This window comes from Pseudomonas sp. EA_65y_Pfl1_P113, from assembly GCF_963970525.1.
Taxonomy (GTDB): domain Bacteria; phylum Pseudomonadota; class Gammaproteobacteria; order Pseudomonadales; family Pseudomonadaceae; genus Aquipseudomonas; species Aquipseudomonas tritici.
Map to the genome: position 1 here is coordinate 1 of NZ_CAXAQM010000100.1, position 1,105 is coordinate 1,105.

Annotated in this window: 2 protein-coding genes; both read right to left on the reverse strand. The window is 59.0% G+C overall.

What is annotated here, in order from left to right; genetic code table 11:
* Positions 1 to 535 (reverse strand): toxin VasX (locus AACY52_RS28450; RefSeq protein ID WP_339561088.1); only part of this gene is annotated, 535 nt, incomplete at its 3' end.
* Positions 532 to 1,105 (reverse strand): DUF4123 domain-containing protein (locus AACY52_RS28455; RefSeq protein WP_339561089.1); only part of this gene is annotated, 574 nt, incomplete at its 5' end. The genes AACY52_RS28450 and AACY52_RS28455, both read right to left, overlap by 4 nt.

Genomic DNA, 1,105 nt, shown 5'->3' on the forward strand with positions numbered 1-1,105 from the left:
TGGCCAGCGGCGGGCAATGAGGCGCCTGTAGCTCGTTAGCCACCGTGCGCAAGGCAACGTGACGCATGTGCGCACTGCGTTTGGCGCTGCTGTCGCTCAGCGCCTTGCAGTGTTCCGGATTCAGTGGGAACTCGCTATAGAGCATCCAGGCATCATAGATTTTCTTCAGGGCCAGACCTGTCAGGGTGCCATCCAGCACAACGGTGGCATCGGCTTCCAGCGCTTGTTCACTCAGCAAACCATTCGGCCCGATGGCATAGCGCTTGAGAGGCCCCTGGTCCTGCCACAGATAAAGAAAACCTCCCCGCAGGCGGCGGGCGGCCATAGGGTGGCTCTGGGTAGCCACGCCGGGCATGCAGCAAGGATGGGCGGCTTTTTCTTCTGCCAGGGCATACCGCACGGGCACTACGAATATGTCGGATTGGTGGGCTGGGCAGGGCGTAATTGAACTGTTGATATCTTCGTGGGGCATCGCCTTGGCGGCTCGGTCAGCCTGAGCCAACTGGTCAACCATGGCCAGTTTTTCAGCACTCATACGGATAGTTCCTTATCGGTGAGTTGCTGACGCTTTAGTTCAGCACTCAGGTTGTCCAGACGCTGCGCCGGTAAAACCCCAGGCTCACCCAAAATCTGTCGGTAAACGGCATGGCCGGGGCCGCTGGGGAAGTCGTCACCGAGCACGGCGTGGAAGCTAGCCCAGCGGGTGACGTCATCGGCGGAGCTGTAGCCTTGTCGTTCAGCGCTGAGCTGACAGGTCGTGACCCACTGCTGCTGTGCGGCGTGATCCAATCCTTGCAGGCACTGAGGGAAGTGCTGCTGACAATGTTCGATCAACTGCCGGGCAAGACGCTGCCGCTTGGCTTCGCTCAAGTGATCCAGTTGTTCTGGGGTCAGGCATAACCACGGCTTTTCCGTATACTGCGCGATGGGCTGTTCAGGGTTTTCCTGACGAATAAATCCGGAGCTGTGAGCCAATTTCGGCAGCAAAATAAGTCGGATTGGCCCCATCAATCGATCACGCGCCTGGGGCTCCAGACCAGTCAGCCACAAACGCGTGATACGGGGGTCGTAGTAACGAAAAAGGACCGTGGCATCGCCCTCGACG